We start from the raw sequence: 16,037 nt of genomic DNA on the forward strand, positions 1-16,037 counted from the left end.
TGGAGAAGCCCGCCGACCCGGGCCGCAGGCGTGCGAGCGCGGAGGTCGGAGCGTGCTCCGACCTCCGCTACGATCGCTGTCCCCGCGGTCACCCGGCGCTTCTCGGTCCCGCCGCCGCCCTGTGCTGCCGCACACGGCTCATCCGAAGCACCACGCAGGACACGGTCACTCCGGGACGACTCGCTCGATCCCGAGGCGCGGCGTGGTGACGACCTGCCAGCCCATGAGGGCTCCGTCGTCGGTGGGGGTGGCCCGGAGGGCGTCGAAGGCGGGCAGGTTCTGCGGGGCGGGCTGGCCGGCTTCGGCTCGGCGGGCCTCGGCGGTCAGCCGGCTGGTCTGTACCCGGGTGGAGGTGTCGGAGGCTTCTCGCAGGTCGGACAGTCCGGCGATGATCTCGCCGAAGGAGGCCGAGTCGGGGCGGGCGGGCACACCGCCGGCGGGCGCCGGGCCGCCGGGTGCCGGCGGGGTGTCGTGTATCAGTCGGTCGGCGGTCCAGAAGAAGTCGTCCTTGCCCTGGTAGCACTCGTACATGCTGGTGACGAGCGCGAGCATGCGGGTGTAGGCGCGGCGGTAGGAGGCTTCGAAGAAGCGCAGTGCGGTGTCTTCGGGTACGTCGCCGCGGTGCATGGCCGCGAGGCAGGCGGCGCCGACCATGCCGCCGTAGAGGGCGAGGTGGATGCCGGTGGACAGCAGTGGGTCCAGGAAGCAGGCGGCGTCGCCGATGAGCATGTGGCCGGGGCCGCAGAAGCTGTCGGCGACATAGGAGTAGTCGGTCTCGACGCGCGCGGGGGCGACGCAGGTGGCATCGGTGAGGAGTCCGGTGACGGTGTCGGAGTCGGCGACCACCGCTTGGTAGAGGTCGTCGAGGGTGGTGTGGGCGCGGCGGTCGCGGGCGAAGGCGTCCTTGTGGGTCACCAGGCCGATGCTGGTGCGGCCGTCGCTCAGCGGGATCACCCAGTACCAGCCCCGGGGGGAGGAGACGACGTTCACCGCGCCTTCGGGGCTGTCGGGCAGGAGGCGCGCGTTGCGCCAGTAGCTCCAGACGGCCACGTTCCGGAAGGACTGGTGCTGTGTGCGGTTGCGGAAGTGCTGGGCGCTGAGCAGGCCGGTCCTGCCGCTGGCGTCGATCAGGTAGTCGAAGTCGTCGATGGTGAACTCCGCTCCGGAGGACGGCTGGCACCGTACGGCGGTGGGTCGGCCGTCGGCCCCGAAGGTCACGGCTTTCGCGGCGACCTGTTGCTCGACCTTGACGCCGTTGTCGCGTGCGTTGTTCAGCAGCAGTTCGTCGAACGAGGCCCGGTCGACCTGCCAGGTGCGCATGTGATCGCCGAACAGCTTGCTCCAGTCGATGGTCCAGGTGTCGTCCCCCCAGTGGAACACGCCGCCTCGTTTGACCTGGAAACCCTGCTGGTCCAGGGTGTCGGCGACGCCGGCCAGCTGGAGTACGTGCCGGGTCGAGGGGGTCAGGGACTCGCCGATGTGGTAGCGCGGGAAGCGCTGGGACTCGATCAGCCGGACGGCCAGTCCCTCCTTGGCCAGGAGTGTCGCGGTGACGGACCCGGCGGGTCCGCCGCCCACGACCAGGACGCTGTTGGGCGGGTTCATGAGTCATCTCCGGCGTGGTGGGGACGGAAGGCTTCGCGGTGGCCGGGCAGTGCGGGGAACAGCCGTGCGGCGTTCGGGCCCGCGATCCCGTCGCGCGAGCCGTCGTCCAGGCCCGGCAGGACTCGGAACTGGGCGGTGTTGTCGCGGACGACGGGTTCGGGGGCGAAGGGGTAGTCGCTGCCGAACAGCAGGTGGGACGGGTCGGTGACGGTCAGGAGTGCCGCGAGGGCGTGCTGGTTGGCACTGAGGGCGATGTCGTAGTAGAGGCCGCGGATGTGTTCCATGACGGTCGCGGGGGTGAGTCCGGCGGCGCGGCCGGGCATCGGCATGTCACCGGCGAAGCGCGCGATGCGCCAGGCCAGCGCGGGCACGGCCGCCCCGGCGTGCGGCACGACGATCCGCACGTCGGGGTGGCGCAGCAGCGTGCCCGCGTAGAGGAGGTCGGCCACCGCGCGCGTGGTGTCGACGGGGAACTCGATCACGGGCGCGGGGCGGCCCAGCCGGGTTTCGTCCGCGCAGACCGGGGAGGTCGGATGCAGCAGGACCACGGCCCGGCGCGCGTTCAGCGCGGCGAAGACCGGCTCGAACACCGGGTCGCCCAGGTACCGGCCGCCGTAGTGGGTGAACAGGGTCACGCCGACGACGCCGAGTTCGTCGTAGCAGTGGTCGATCGCGGCCAGCGCGGCGTCCACGTCCGGCAGGGGCAGCACCGCGGTGGCGGCGAACCGGTCCGGGCGCTTGTCGACGATCCGGGCGATCTCCTCGTTGGCCGCTCGGGCCAGGTCGACCGCCCGCTCGGGCCCGGCCACCACATGGACCGGTGGCGAGGCCAGCGAGAGGACCTGCGCGGCGATTCCCTGGCGGTCCATGAACGCCAGGGCGTCGTCCACGCTCCAGGAGGGGATCGGGTAGCCGCCGTCGAAGACCGCCATGCCCGAGCGCTGCGCCGCGGCCAGGTACGCCTCGGGCAGGCAGTGCGCGTGCACGTCGATGAATCCGGCGCCCGCTGCCGTGGGGGCGCCGGGCGCGCCGTGGGGTCGGTCTGTCACCGTCGCCCGCCTCACGCGCCGCGTACGACGACGGCGGAGTTGTTGCCGCCCATACCCACACTCGTGGAGACCGCCACCTCCACCGGGGTGGGCACGCCCTGGCCGATGACGTGGTGCAGGTCGCACTCCGGGTCGGGATCGCGCAGCCCGTAGGTCGGCGGGACCCGGTCGTGGCACGTGGCCAGCAGCGCGGTCATCAGCTCCATGGCACCGGAGGCACCGAGCATGTGACCGGTGGCCCCCTTGATACCGCTCACCCGCAGATCGTCCGCGTGCGGCCCGAAGACCTTGCGGATCGCGGTCGCCTCGGCCGGGTCGTTCGACTTGGTCGCGGTCCCGTGCACATTCAGATAGCCGACCTGCTCCGGGCCCACCCCCGCGTCGTCGAGCGCTTCCAGCAGGCACGCGGTCATACCGGGCGCGTCACTCGGTGGAATGTCGGACATGTCGAACGCGTCCCCGCGCAGACCGTAGCCCAGCATCTCGCCGTACACCCGCGCGTTGCGGCGCAGCGCGTGCTCACGCTCCTCCAGCACCAGCACCGCCGCGCCCTCACCCAGCACCGTGCCGTCACGCTCGACGTCGAAAGGCCGGCACACCCCCGACCGGGCCCCGGTGTGGTTCTGGGCGAAACCGGACACGACGATCTCGGTGACCGCGGACTCCGCACCACCGGCGACCATCACCTCCGCCCGGCCGTACCGGATCTTCTCGTACGCCGCGATCACCGAGTCCGAACCGGACGCGGACGCCCCCGACACGGTCACCAAAGGCCCGCACAGCCCGTGCCGCACCGACAGCAGCGAGGTCCCGGCATTCACCAGCGTCTGGTTGAACAGACGCGGCGAGACCGCCCGCGTCCCGCGCTCGGCAAGCCGCTCGAACTGCTCCTTGAGCACCTCGGTACTGGAGAACGCCATACCGATCGCGGCACCGTAGCGCTCGAACCGGTGCGGGGACTTCCCACTCGCCACGATCTCGTTGCGCGGCAGATCCAGACCCGCGTCGGCCAGCGCCGCGTTCGACGCCGCCAGCAGGTACTGCTGATAGCGGTCCAGCACCCGCAGGTCACGGCGCGAGATCCCGTGCTCCGCCGGCTCGAAACCCGTGACCTCACCCGAGGTCTTCACCGGACAACGCGACGTGTCGAAACGCGTCGTCTCCCGCACCCCACTGCGCCCGGCCATCAGGTTGCCGAAGACCTCATCGGGAGTCAGGCCCAACGGGGTAATGGCACCGAGGCCGGTGATGACGACTCTTCTGTCGGGGCTTGTGCTTGTCATTGCTTTCTCCTTGCCGTCACGCACCTGCATGTGAGCGGTACGACGAGTGGGCGGTCTGCACAGGTGGGCGGTCTGTGCGGGGGGAGCACCGAACGCGCGAGCATCGCGTCGTCGCGCGGGCGTCGGCACCCTTACTTGCGGGCCACCACGGTGCCGTTCGCGCCGGCCGCCTCGAAGCGGATCACCCGTGCGTCCCGGAACCCGGCGTCGGCCAGCCAGGACAGGTACTCCGTCTCCGAGTAGTTCCGGCCGCCCTCGGTCTCGACGACCATGTTCAGCCCCATGAGCGCGGCGGCTGGCGGCCCGCTGCGCTCGGCGTTCAGCAGCAGCTCGCAGATGATGATCGAACCGCCCTCCTCCAGCGCCTCCCAGCACTTGCGCAGCAGGCTGCGGTCGGTGTCCTCGTCCCAGTCGTGCAGGATCGAGCTGAGCAGGATGATGTCGTACCCGCCGGGCAGCGACTCGTCCGCGCGGAAGTCGCCCACGGTGAAGTCGATGGCCTCGGACAGCCCGGCCTCCTCGGCCTTCCGCTCGGCGATGCCGCGCACATGCTCCAGGTCGAGCACGGTCGCGGACAGGTGGGGGTACTGCCGGCACAGCTCGATGGGATACGCGCCAGAGCCGCCGCCGACGTCCAGCAGCCGCCGGTGCGCGCCGAAGTCGAAGACGCCGCCGAGCGTCGCGGCGGTGTACATCGACAGCGAGTGCATCGCCTCCCAGAACAGCTCCAGCATCAGCGGGTCCTCGGTGGCGAACACCGAGTCCTGCTTCTCCGGGTCCCACGTGGCCGGCTTGTTGCTGCGCATCACGTCGACGACGTGGTGCCAGGCCGGGTACTCCCGCTGATCGCAGTAGCGCACGAAGCCGCCGAAGTAGCGGGGGCGGCCCTCGACCAGGAACTCCTCGGCCAGCACGGAGTTGCCGTACGTCTCCCCGTCCTTCTCCAGCAGGCCGAGCGAGGCACAGCCGGCCAGGAACATGTCGGCAGGACGCTCGTGGATGTCCAGTTCCTTCGCCACCTCCGTCATGGTCATCTTCCGGCCGTCGGAGAGACGGGTGAACAGACCGAGTTCCACAGCGGCGGCGAACGTCTTGAAAGCCCAGAAGGCTCCGGTGAGTTCCATCAGTGGGGCCGGTGAGAGTACGGTTTCCGGCGTCTGGTTCATATGCTTCTCCTTCGCCTGCGCGATGCGGTGCTCACGAAGCCTTGGAATACCCGAATTCGTGACCGCCATGGGCGCGGGGATCTCAGTGAAATACCGGCCCGGTCGCATTGGCGCACGAGGGCCATGGCGGCTTGCTCCGAGCATCCACGTCGCCGGGTGGAGTGTGCGTGTGAACTCGGAAGAATTCTCGGTGAACGCTACGTCATTCGCATGGTGCGGGACTTCGGGGGTGGGATTCTGTGGCGCCTCGAAGGCGATCCTAGTTCTCGGGTGCTTCCCACCGGAAGGTCTGGCTCCGCCTAGAGGTTCAATTTAACGCCGGCGCAACCCGAGGGTGACTTGTGCACTTTCAGGCAACTGGTGTGCGCACACAGGCGTTACTGACGCGTCGTCAATTAACCTGGCGTACGCGCGGGCGTCGTCCGCCCTCGGAGTGGAGACGTTCCTCCCACCCCCCTGCGCGGGGGTGCTGGCACCCCGAAGCGTTCGGCATGTGCACACCCTCGCGGCGGGCAGGCCCTTCCCGGGACTCTGATGGTGTGACACGGGGACCGGATCCGGGACCCGCGGATGAGGATGAGGATGAAGGAAGGTTTCGTCATGGACAGCACGTCGTTCACCGCCGAGCACCGTCGCGAGCTGGAAGCACGCCTGTGGGCCAACATCGGCCTGCTGAGCGGCATGGGGTTCGCCGAGGTCGACGAGGACACGTCCGTCAGCCGCGCCCCGATGGCCCCGGTCCGGGCGCTCGGCACCAAGGCGCCCCTGGGCAACGCGGCGTGAACCCCGTGCGCCCGGCAGGGGTGCGTTCCCGCTGCTGAGCGGGGGGACCGTGCGTCCGGCAGGCGGGATCAGCCCGCCTTGGCGCGCGAGTCCAGCAAGGCGAGGACGGCGGCGACCCGGCGGTCGAGGTCGGTGCTGCCGCTGATACCCAGCTTGCTGAAGAGCGAGTTGATGTGCTTCTGCACGGACTTCTCCGTCAGGACCAACGACCTGGCGATGGCCGCGTTGTTCTTGCCTTGGGCCATGTGTTCCAGGACTTCCCGCTCCCGTGGTGAGAGCCGGGACAGCGCGAGATCCTCGCTGCTGGTCTTCCGGTGGACCAGTGCCTCCACCAGCAGCGGGTCCAGTGCGGTGCCACCACTGGCGACCTGGTGCAGCGACCGGGTCAACTCGTCGAGATCTGCTATGTGTTCCTTCAGTAGATAACCGGCGCCTTCGGCGCCGTCACGCAGCAGTTCCATCGCGTACTCGGGGTCGGCGAACTGGGTGAGCAGGATCACCCCGGTGCCCGGATACTGCTGCCGGACGAGCGCCGCCGCGACCAAGCCCTCGGTTGTGTGTGTCGGCGGCATCCGGATATCGGTGATCACCACGTCGGGCCGGTGCTGGGCGACGGCGGAAAGGAGGCTCTCCTGATCTTCCACACTTGCCAGGAGTTCGACCTCCGGCACGGCGGCAAGCAGCCCTGTGATTCCTGCGCGTAGGAGATAGTTGTCTTCTGCCAGGACAACACGGATACTCATGCTGCTCTCCTGCCAAGCTCGTCACGGGACCGGCCGTCGGCCCCGGAGCGGTGTCGGCTCAGGATAGCCTTGGCCGCCCGCGCGAACAGGACAGAGGTGGGTCGATGTGCCCCGAATCAATCATGGCCCGCTAACCGGCGCACTGGTGCGCACCTTCTTGCTGGCTGTCTATCTGCTGGCCGTTTACACCGCTGTTCTCGGCGCCGGCGACCTGCTGTGGCCGGGTGCGGGGATCGCGGAGAGCACCCTGCTGTGGGTACTCGCCGCCACGGTGAGCGGCCTGGGCCTCACCCGCGCACGTCGCTTCGCCACCGGCGTGGCACGCCGATTGGCGCCGGAACCCACTGACGCGCCGTACCGGACACTGGCGGAGCTGTCCCGCCGCCTCGCCGACGCGAGCAGTGCCGAGGACGCGCTGCCGCGCCTGGCCAGGCTGCTCGCCGATGGCACGAGTACCCGTACGGGGGTCTGGCTGGCGTTCCCCGAGGGCCTGGTCCTGGTGGCCGACAGCGACCCCGGCGGCGAGGCAGGCAGTGACCCCGGCGCGCGCGGCGGCGAGGCCGCCGGACCGCCGCTCACCGCGGACGGCCCGGAGTCCTTGGCGTCGCTGAGCCACGTCGATCTCATGGTGCCCGTCACCGACGGCGACGACCTGCTCGGTGCGCTCACCCTGACGCGCCGCCGGCGCCGGTTCGTAACGCCCCGTGAACGCAGTCTCGTTGAGGACGTGGCGCCCTCGGTCAGCCTGCTGCTGCGCAACGCCCGCCTCACCGCGGAGCTGAAGGAACGCATCCGCCAGGAATCGGAGCAGGCGTTGCGGGTGCACCGTTCCCGCCAGCGGCTGGTGACGGCTCGGGACACGGCACGCCGCCAGCTCGGCGAGGAGATCACCGCCGCCGTGGTCACCCGGCTGACCGACGTGGAGAACCGCGCCGCCGAACTGCGTGCCGCCCTGGTGGCATCGGGCGGCCCCGGGCCCGCACCGGATGCCCTCGGCACCGCCGAAACCCGCCTGGCGGAGATCAGGTCGGCTCTGGAAAGCGCCATCGGTTCCTTCCGTATCATCGTGGCCGGTGTGTACCCGCCGACGCTGGGCGACCACGGCCTGCCGGCGGCACTGCGCAGCCTGGCGGCGTCCGCGCCCCGCAAGGTCCAGGTCGACGCCGCCGATGTCGGCCGGTGGAACACCGAGGTGGAGAGCGGACTGTACTTCTGCGCGGTCGCGACCCTCCGGGCCTGGGCCTGGTCGGGGGAAGGCGAGCCGATCCGGGTGGCCCTGCGCCGTCATGACGGCTGGGCACGGATGTCCGTCACCCACCCCGGCTGCGCCGATGTTCAGGACCGCACGCTGGGAGTCGTGGCGGACCGCGTCGCCGCCCTCGGGGGCAGCGTGGAGCGGACCACCGATGGCGCGGGGTGCCGCCTTTCGGTGCGCGTGCCGCTGCCCGTGGAGTCCCCGTGCTGAGCCGGGCGCGGGCCCTGGCGGCGAGCGGCGTGCGCGGCACCGGAGAACTCGCCTGGAAGGTGGGGTTCGACGCGTACGTCGCGTTGACTTGCTGCTGGCTGCTGATAGGCGCGTGCGCGCAGATCGTCGCGGCGAGCGCGGACCTGCGGCGGGCCCTTGAGCGAGTCGCCGACGCCTCCGGCGGGACGTCGTGGTCCGGGCGTGCGGCCGCGGGGTTGCTCGCCGGCGCCGAGCACAGCTTTCCGTTGTCCGACGCCGTGCTGGACTACGCCTTCAGCGCACTCAACCTGGCCATCGCGGCGCTGCTGTACCGCCTGGCACGCACCAACCGGACCGTGCGGCTGCTGGTGGTCGGCATGGTGGGCTCGGCGGGCGCGTTCAACCTGGAGACGCACACCACCATCGACGTGGTGCAGACGGCAACCGGTTGGGACGTCGGCATGTGGCACCTGGCCCTGCTGCACGGGGTCGGTGGTGTCGCCTACGTCTTCGCGCTGCTCGTCTTCCCCACCGGGCGGCTGGACTGGGGCGGGCGCGGCGGATGTCTGCCGCGGTCCGTCGTCCTGCTGAGTGTCGCCGGGGGTGTGGGGCTGCTGGCGGCGTCCACCGCCGAGTACCCGCACACCATCAGCTTCGTGCTCTTCTTCGGCCTGCTCACCCCCGTCGCGGGCATCACCGCGCAACTCGTCCGGGCGCGGCGCGCCGAGGACGCCGAGACCCTCCAGCAGTCCCGGGTTCTGCTGTGGGCGCTGCTGCTGGCCTTCGGCGTGGCGGTGGTGCTGTCCTGCGCGACCCTGCTCACCGGGGCGCTCCAGTCGACCGCGCCCGCGGCCGGCGACCCGCGCACGGCGTCGGCGCCGGTCAGTCCGTTGCCTGGCATGGCCGGCCACCTGCCGGGGCTCGGAGGGCTCGGGACCCAGAAGGGCGTCTTCTGGGTCTTCCGGGCGGTCTTCGCCACGATCCCGCTGGCGATCATCGCGGGAGTGCTGCGCTTCCGGCTCTGGGACGTCGAACGGTTCTTCAACCGGGCGCTGGTGTACTCGGTGCTGGTCGCCGTGACCGGTGTGCTGTACGTGGGACTGGTCATCGGCGCCGACACCGTACTGGGCCTGCCGATGGGCATGACCGGGCTGCCGCAGATCGCCGCCGGAGGCATCGTCGCCCTGTGCTTCGAGCCGCTGCGCGCCTGGGCCGAACGCGTGGGGGAGCGTCTGGTCTGGGGAGCCCGGCGTACCCCCTACGAGCTCCTGGGCGAGGTGTCCGCGCTGGCACAGAACACCCTGGCCGGGGCAGGCGCCCTGGAATCGCTGGCCCAGTTGACCGCCGAGGGCATGGGAGCGCGTGCCGCGGCGGTGCGGCTCGCGCTGCCCGGCGGGAGCGGAGCCTGCCGCGACTACCGCTGGCCTCCGGACGGCACCACGCACCCGGAGGACAGCGACGGTGTCCGGATGCCCGTGCGCTACAGCGGCCGGATGCTGGGGTCCTTGTGGGTCAGCGGTCTCCCGGCGGACAGAACGGGGCGCGAACGCTCCGCGCTGCTGGCCGACCTGGCCTCCGGAGCGGGGCTGCTCCTGCACCACGCCCAGCTCACCCTCGAACTCCAGGAGCGCCTGACGGCGATCTCGAAGGCGTCGGTCGAACTGCGCGATTCCCGCAGGCGTGTCGTCGCCGTCCAGGACGACGAACGGCGGGCGCTGGAACGCAATTTGCACGACGGCGCACAGCAACACCTGATCGCGCTCCGGTTGACCAGCGGCCTGCTCGAACACCTGGTGAGAACCGGGAACCTGCCGGCAGCGCGTGCCGCGTTGGACCGCTTCCACGACCAGATCACCGCGGCCCGGTGCGACCTGGAGCGGACGGTACGCGGCCTGCACCCGGCAGCCCTGGTCGGCTCCGGCCTGGCGGCGGCGCTGCGGGAGCAGGCCGACCTGTTCGACGCCCGGATCACGCTGCTCCTGGATCTGCCCGAGGGCCGGCGGTTCGCCCCCGCCGTGGAAGCCGCCGTGTGCTTCTGCTGCATGGAAGCGCTGCAGAACGCGGTCAAGCACTGCCCCGGCGCCGAGATCACGCTCAGCTTGACCAGCAGGAGCGGCACGCTGCGTTTCGCGGTGGTGGACGACGGCCCGGGCTTCGACCCCGACAGCGCCCAGAACGGGTGCGGCATGCGTAACCTGCGGGAGCGGGTCGCCGCCGTCGACGGCGCCCTGCGGCTGTCCTCCCGCCCCGGGCAGGGCACCCGCATCGAAGGCCAGGTACCGATCGGAGGCGAAACCGGGCCGTTATCCCTCCAGCGCCGTGGAACCGGGGGCTCGGCAGCTCGGGTACGGGTCCTGGCTTGAGCCGACCCCGACCAGGGGCGGAACGCCCACGGAACTGCCCTGCCGCCCCTGCCGCCCCCAGAGGTGGGGTACCGGGCCCCGAAGCCGCGGCGGCGCGTCACGTGGCGCCGCCCGGCGGACGCGCGGTCTCCAGGCGCGGTGCCGGGCGAGGCTTCGCCCCCCGTGCCAAGAACGGTTGCGGGGCATCGTGGGGAAGCACCGCTCGTGGCGTTGCCGACCCCCTCGGCGGACGAGTCGCAGGTCTCGCTCCGGGTGGGCAGGACCCGCGGCACCCGCCGACGGTGACCGCGTCAGCGTGCCCGGTGCGGGCCGTGCCTCCGGCCCGGCGGCCGTGCCACCGAGCCGGGGCCCAGGCCGGGTGCCGAGCCGGGTTCCGGGCCGGGTTCCGGGCCGGGTGCCGGGCCGGGGTGCCGTGGTGGTCGGGGGTCGCGGTTGACGGCGTGGTCGGGGTCGATGACCACCGGGTTCATGCCGGTCAGCGCGTAGTGCAGGGTCGCGCCCAGCGAGTAGAGGTCGCCGGCCGGGTCGGGCGGGCTTCCGGCGCGGTACACCGGGAGGCTGTAGCCAGCGGTCGCGCCGGCCGGGCGACGCCCTCGATTCCGGGAATCCTCAGACCGTCCGGAAGGCGTGTGCGGGCCCTTCCGGTCATTGTGATTCGTGCAACCGCCATACGGTTTTCCAATACCGACAGGGGTCGGCCGCACGCACGTGCCGGAGTAGATTCGTTCCTGCGACCGGGAGGCAGCGCGGTCCGGTCGAGATGAATGCGGCCCGCCACCGGTCGCCGCGCGATGTCCACGTCGAGCCACGCAGGGGAAAGCACATCATGCCATTCGCTGACTACTCGTCCGCTCTCGTCACGGGAGCGTCCGCGGGTATCGGTCGGACCCTCGTTGAGCGGTTCGCCGCACGCGGCCTGACGGTGTACGCGCTCGCCCGCGACGCCGTGCGCCTCGAAGAGCTCGCCGACCGCTGCGGCGCGGTCCCGATCGCTGTGGACCTCGCTGACACCGCCGCGCTCACCGCCGCGGTCGCCGACCTGCGCATCGACGTACTCGCCAACGTCGCCGGGGTCTCCCGCCCCGGAAACATCCTGGGCTCGACCGAGTCGGACATCGACGACCTCGTCGACGTGAACCTGAGGGCACTGCTCCAGCTCACCCGCCTGGTCCTGCCCGGCATGGTCGAGCGCGACCTCGGCCACGTCATCAACATCGGCTCGATCGCGGGGACGTACAACTTCTACGGGCACACGGCCTATCACGCGACGAAGGCCGCCGTGCACCAACTCTCGCGCCAGTTGCGCAATGACACCGTCGGCAAGCGGATACGGGTCACCGAGATATCCCCGGGCCGGGTGGAGACCGAGATATTCGGACGCAATCTCGGCGGAACTCCCGAAGCCATGGAGACCGCCAGGACAACGTTCTTCGAGGGATTCGAGTCACTCACGACCGACGACATCGTCGGTGTCATCGACTACGCGGTCGAAGCCCCGCGCCACGTGAACCTCGGCCACATCGAGATCATGCCGACGTTCCAGGTGCCGGGCGGCCTGGTGTTCGACCGACGGACGCCATGACCCGGAGGTGGTTCTCACCGGATCCGGCGTAGTCGGCTCGACCGTCCTGGTCGGCCGCGTGGCCGGGCGGGCGGAGCGCCCGGCGCGGGCGTCGGCGTGACGAATCAACCGCACCGCGTTCGCCGTCTGCTCGCCGGCCGTGCTCTTCACCGTGCTCGCCGGGGCCGGCACACACAAGCCGTTCTCCTTCTCCTTCCTGACCGTCGCCCTCGCCGACCTCGTGGTGCCGGTCGCGGTCCACCCCGCCATGCCGTGGCTGTCCTTCCCCGTGTGATCGCCGAGACCACCGACCGCGCTGCAGGCGGCCGGCGGGTTCGCCAGCGGCACAGCGTGCCGGAAGGACGCCGAAGGGCCGCCGCTCCTGACGGGTTCCCCAGCGTCACTCGACGTGGCCGGCTTGAGAAAGGAACGGGGGAGGCGGCGCCCCGCCACGTCGTGGTCGGCGCCGCCGCGGCGCCCGTCGGCGGTGAGGCGCGGGAGTGCGACCGGTGGGGTGGCCGATGGGGCACTCCGATCCGGGACCGGGGCGCGTGGCGATGGGGCACCCCGTACGCGCCTTACCGTGACGCGGCCCCGACGGGATGCTGGACGGGCGGTTGAAGGCCGGAACACCCGCTCCAACAGGGCGGATCGGGCGTCGCGCTGCCCGCGGTCGCAAGCACGTCCGGGCGGACCGCCCGGGCACCTCGGCATCCGGGAGCCCACGAGGCCGGTGATGCCTGTCATGCCGCCCGTCCGACGGGGGCGGCCCGGCGAGGGCCGCCCCGCAGGGTCCTGGACAAGGAGTCGTGAGATGACGAACATCGCCAGTGAGCTGCCGTTCGGTGTGGGAATCCGGGCGATCGGCGGCCACGTTCCCGAGCAGGTCGTGACCAACGCCGACCTCGAGAAGAGGCTGGACACCACGGACGAGTGGATCACGCGTCACATCGGCGTTGTGACCCGTCGCCACTCGGCTCCCGGCGAGTGGACCTCCGACCTGGGCGCGGCGGCCCTGCTCGACGCCTGCGACCGCGCGGGCATCAGCCCCCACTCACTCGACCTGGTGATCTGCGGCACGTACACGCCCGACCACATGATCCCGGCCGCCGCCGTCGGGATCATGCGCAAGGCCGGGGTCAACGGTGTCCCCGGCTTCGACGTCAACAGCGGTGGCTGCCCGGGCGGGGTGTTCGCCCTCGACGTGGGCACGAAGTTCGTGCAGTCGGGCCACTACCGCCGGGTCGCCGTCGTCCTGGCGGACACCACGACCAAGCTGTTCGACCCGGAGGACCGCAACTGCGGCGTCATCTTCGGCGACGGAGCGGCCTGCTACCTGCTGGAGCGCTCGGCGCCGCAGACCGGCGTGACCTCCGCACTGCTGCGCAGCGACCCGGCGACGTACGAGACCGCGTACGTCCAGCGGGACCCCAGGACGTATGCGGACGGCAGCCCCAAGAAGTCCTTCTTCGGTGACAACTTCACCTACATGCACGGTCGTTCGGTCCGCGACTTCGCCCTGGACAACGTGCCCGGCTTCGTGCACGAGCTGATGGAGTCCCACGCGATGACCGTGGAGGACATCGACCTGATCGTCTTCCACCAGGCGAACTACCACCTGATCCACCTGTTGACGGAGAAGGTCGGCCTCCCGCCGGAGAAGACCGTGACCAACGTCGAGCGCCTGGGCAACACCTCCGGCGCCGGCGTGCCGCTCGCCCTGCGCGACGCCGTCGACCAGGGCCGGGTCAAGCCCGGTGACGTGGTGGTGCTGGTCTCCTTCGGCGCCGGCATGAGTCACGGCGGCACCGTCATCCGCTGGGCCGGCGAGGACGACTTCACCGGACCCGCCTGAACGGCACGCACGGCGGACGCACCGGACCGAGGGGGCGTCCGCCGTGCGTGCCGTTCCGACCGCCCGTTCGGCAGGGACAACGACCGCGGAGGAACGATGACGGCAGGCGAATTCACCCGCATCCGGGTCGACTGGCACGACGGCGTGACCAGCGTGGTGCTCGACCGTCCGCACCGCCGCAACGCCATCGATCTGGAGTTGGCGCGCGAGCTGCTGGAAGCGGCGCTGATGGAGCGGACCGCGGCCAGCCGCTGCGTCGTGCTCAGCGGAGAGGGCGGGCACTTCTGCGTCGGCGGCGACCTCAAGAGCTTCCGGGACGAGCCGGATCTGCCGGGCCACCTGCTGGCCGTCACCACGTATCTGCACGCCGCCATGACCCGGCTGGCCACCCTGCCCGCTCCCCTGGTGGTGGCCGCGCGCGGACATGTCGCCGGCGCGGGCCTCGGACTCGCCTGCCTGGCGGACGTCCTGCTGGTCGAGGAGGGCTCCACCTTCCGTTCCGCCTACGCGGCCCTCGGACTGAGCCCGGACGCGGCGACGAGCTACCTGCTGCCCCGGCTGGTGGGGCTGCGGCGGGCCCGGCGGATGACGCACCTGGGATACGTGCTGGAGGCCAAGGAGGCCGTGGAATGGGGCCTGTGCACCGAGTGGGTGCCGGCCGGCGGCCTCGCCGAGCGCGCCCGGGCCGTGGCGGCGCAGCTCGCCGCGGGACCCACCCGGGCTTTCGGGCAGACCGCCCGGCTGCTGGACGCGGCCTGGCGGCGCACGCTCGTCGAGCATCTTGACGACGAGGCCACCACGCTCAGCACGACGGCGGCGACGGCGGACGCGCGCGAGGGCATCGCCGCCTTCGTCGAGCGGCGTGCCGCCGAGTTCGGCGGGCGGGAGTGACCGTGGCCGCCCGCCCCGGGCGGGACGGCGGGCGCGACGAGAGGAGACGAGGATGAGCGTCCAAGAGGCCGACGTCGCCCTGATCGCGGGCGGCACGTCGGGACTGGGCCTGGCGGTGGCCAGGCGGTTGCTGGACGGCGACCACCGGATCGTCCTGATGGGGCGTTCCCGGGAGCGTGCCGAGAAGGCGCGTGCGGAGCTGGGGGGTGAGGTCCATGTGGCCTGCGGCGACGTGGCGTCCCCCGACGACGTGGCCGCGGCCCTGGCGACCGCCGGCGGGCTGGGCCGACTGGGCGCGGTGGTCAACTGTGCGGGCTCGGCGCGATCCAGGCGGGTGGTGAGCAGCCGCGGGCCGATGCCGCTCGCGGAGTTCGAGGACCTGGTCAGGTCCAATCTCGTCGGTACCTTCAACCTTGTCCGCCTGGCCGCCGAGGCCATGATCGGCAACATACCCCGGGAGGACGGGCGGGGCGTCATCGTCTGCACCTCCTCCATCGCCGCCTACGACGGCCAGGCGGGGCAGGCGGCGTACGCGGCGTCGAAGGCGGGGGTGGTGGGCATGACCCTGCCGCTCGCCCGGGACCTGGCCCGGTACGGCGTGCGGGTCGTCACGGTGGCGCCGGGACTGTTCGACACCCCGATGTTCGCGACGCTGGACGAGGAGGCGCGGCGGGAGCTGGTGGCGGCCACCCCCTTCCCCACCCGGCTGGGCCGCCCCGACGAGTTCGGCGGCCTGGTGGAGCACATCGTGCGCAATCCGATGATCAACGGCGAGGTGATCCGCATCGACGGCGGAACCCGCCTGGGCCACCCCTGACCGACGAGGCCCCCCGGGCGGCCCTGACCCGGCCTGCGCCGTTCGCCGGCACGCCCGGGGTCGGCCCGGTGTGCGGTCAGTCCCGTGGGGCGTGGTGTGTTCGTCGGGCGGGGCCGGCTCCGTGTTCCGCCGGCCCGGCGTTCCTGTCGTTCGCCGGGGCGGTCGGCGTCCTGCTGTCCGCGGCGCCGCACCCGGGCCCGCGTCGGCACCTGGCGGCGCCCCCGTGAGCCCGGCTCCGGGCGCCCGGGGTTGTGCCCGGTGTGCGCTCGGTCAGTTCAGTCCCGTGGGGCGCTGGTGCGTTCGCCGGGTGGGCGGCGGCCCGGCCGGTGTCGGGCCTACCTCGTACGCGGGCGGTCCGGCCGGCCGGGGGCCGCCCACCGTGCGCGGGCCCGGGGTGGCCGCGTCCCCGGGGGGCGTCACTCACGGCCCGTCGGTCGCGCGCGCGGGACCGCACCGCGGTGTGCGGCTCCCCCCGGA

At 71.7% G+C, this 16,037-nt stretch carries 14 protein-coding genes; 8 read left to right on the plus strand and 6 right to left on the minus strand.

From position 1 onward, the window contains the following. Positions 1-165 precede the first annotated feature (165 nt). The 4 genes from VIW71_RS10870 to VIW71_RS10885 form a co-directional block, all read right to left on the minus strand. Positions 166-1,605, minus strand: coding sequence for an NAD(P)/FAD-dependent oxidoreductase (locus VIW71_RS10870; protein WP_331621887.1), 1,440 nt, complete (start codon positions 1,603-1,605; stop codon positions 166-168). Then, the gene (locus VIW71_RS10875) at positions 1,602-2,654 is read right to left on the minus strand and encodes an amidohydrolase family protein (RefSeq protein ID WP_331621888.1); all 1,053 of its coding nucleotides are present in this window, start codon (positions 2,652-2,654) and stop codon (positions 1,602-1,604) included. The genes VIW71_RS10870 and VIW71_RS10875 overlap by 4 nt, the downstream gene beginning before the upstream one ends. 11 nt (positions 2,655-2,665) lie before the next feature. After that, entirely contained in the window at positions 2,666-3,937 is a 1,272-nt protein-coding gene (locus VIW71_RS10880) for a beta-ketoacyl-[acyl-carrier-protein] synthase family protein (protein WP_331621889.1), read from the minus strand. A 131-nt stretch (positions 3,938-4,068) separates the two neighbouring features. After that, a complete protein-coding gene (locus tag VIW71_RS10885; RefSeq protein ID WP_331621890.1) occupies positions 4,069-5,103 on the minus strand; it encodes a methyltransferase in 1,035 nt (344 codons plus the stop codon). 600 nt (positions 5,104-5,703) lie between these two features. Between VIW71_RS10885 and VIW71_RS10890 the strand changes: the two genes are divergently transcribed. Further along, entirely contained in the window at positions 5,704-5,886 is a 183-nt protein-coding gene (locus tag VIW71_RS10890) for a hypothetical protein (RefSeq protein WP_331621891.1), read from the plus strand. Between the two features lie 68 nt (positions 5,887-5,954). Here the strand turns inward: VIW71_RS10890 and VIW71_RS10895 are convergent, their stop codons facing one another. Then, the gene (locus tag VIW71_RS10895) at positions 5,955-6,629 is read right to left on the minus strand and encodes a response regulator transcription factor (protein ID WP_331621892.1); all 675 of its coding nucleotides are present in this window, start codon (positions 6,627-6,629) and stop codon (positions 5,955-5,957) included. A 106-nt stretch (positions 6,630-6,735) separates the two neighbouring features. On the opposite strand from VIW71_RS10895, the gene VIW71_RS10900 reads away from it, so the two are divergent. Together VIW71_RS10900 and VIW71_RS10905 are read left to right on the plus strand one after the other, a co-directional pair. Beyond that, complete coding sequence (locus VIW71_RS10900) at positions 6,736-8,094, plus strand: hypothetical protein (protein WP_331621893.1); 1,359 nt, start codon at positions 6,736-6,738, stop codon at positions 8,092-8,094. After that, positions 8,088-10,436 carry a sensor histidine kinase gene (locus VIW71_RS10905; RefSeq protein WP_331621894.1) on the plus strand — a complete coding sequence of 783 codons (2,349 nt, stop codon included), beginning with the start codon at positions 8,088-8,090 and terminating at the stop codon, positions 10,434-10,436. The genes VIW71_RS10900 and VIW71_RS10905 overlap by 7 nt, the downstream gene beginning before the upstream one ends. 290 nt (positions 10,437-10,726) lie before the next feature. Here the strand turns inward: VIW71_RS10905 and VIW71_RS10910 are convergent, their stop codons facing one another. Continuing rightward, positions 10,727-10,987, minus strand: a complete 261-nt coding sequence (locus VIW71_RS10910; RefSeq protein WP_331621895.1) for a hypothetical protein — start codon at positions 10,985-10,987, stop codon at positions 10,727-10,729. A gap of 275 nt (positions 10,988-11,262) precedes the next feature. Between VIW71_RS10910 and VIW71_RS10915 the strand changes: the two genes are divergently transcribed. From VIW71_RS10915 to VIW71_RS10935, 5 genes are all read left to right on the plus strand, one after another. Further along, positions 11,263-12,018 carry an SDR family oxidoreductase gene (locus tag VIW71_RS10915; protein WP_331621896.1) on the plus strand — a complete coding sequence of 252 codons (756 nt, stop codon included), beginning with the start codon at positions 11,263-11,265 and terminating at the stop codon, positions 12,016-12,018. A gap of 139 nt (positions 12,019-12,157) precedes the next feature. Next, entirely contained in the window at positions 12,158-12,292 is a 135-nt protein-coding gene (locus VIW71_RS10920; protein WP_331621897.1) for a hypothetical protein, read from the plus strand. A gap of 519 nt (positions 12,293-12,811) precedes the next feature. Further along, on the plus strand, positions 12,812-13,852 hold the full coding sequence (locus VIW71_RS10925) for a 3-oxoacyl-ACP synthase III family protein (protein ID WP_331621898.1): 1,041 nt from the start codon (positions 12,812-12,814) through the stop codon (positions 13,850-13,852). Positions 13,853-13,948: 96 nt separating this feature from the next. Further along, positions 13,949-14,743 carry an enoyl-CoA hydratase/isomerase family protein gene (locus VIW71_RS10930; RefSeq protein ID WP_331621899.1) on the plus strand — a complete coding sequence of 265 codons (795 nt, stop codon included), beginning with the start codon at positions 13,949-13,951 and terminating at the stop codon, positions 14,741-14,743. A 52-nt stretch (positions 14,744-14,795) separates the two neighbouring features. Beyond that, a complete protein-coding gene (locus VIW71_RS10935) occupies positions 14,796-15,560 on the plus strand; it encodes an SDR family NAD(P)-dependent oxidoreductase (RefSeq protein ID WP_331621900.1) in 765 nt (254 codons plus the stop codon). The last annotated feature ends 477 nt before the right edge of the window (positions 15,561-16,037 follow it).

Origin of the sequence: Streptomyces sp. (assembly GCF_036524955.1) — a bacterium.
Taxonomy (GTDB): domain Bacteria; phylum Actinomycetota; class Actinomycetes; order Streptomycetales; family Streptomycetaceae; genus Actinacidiphila.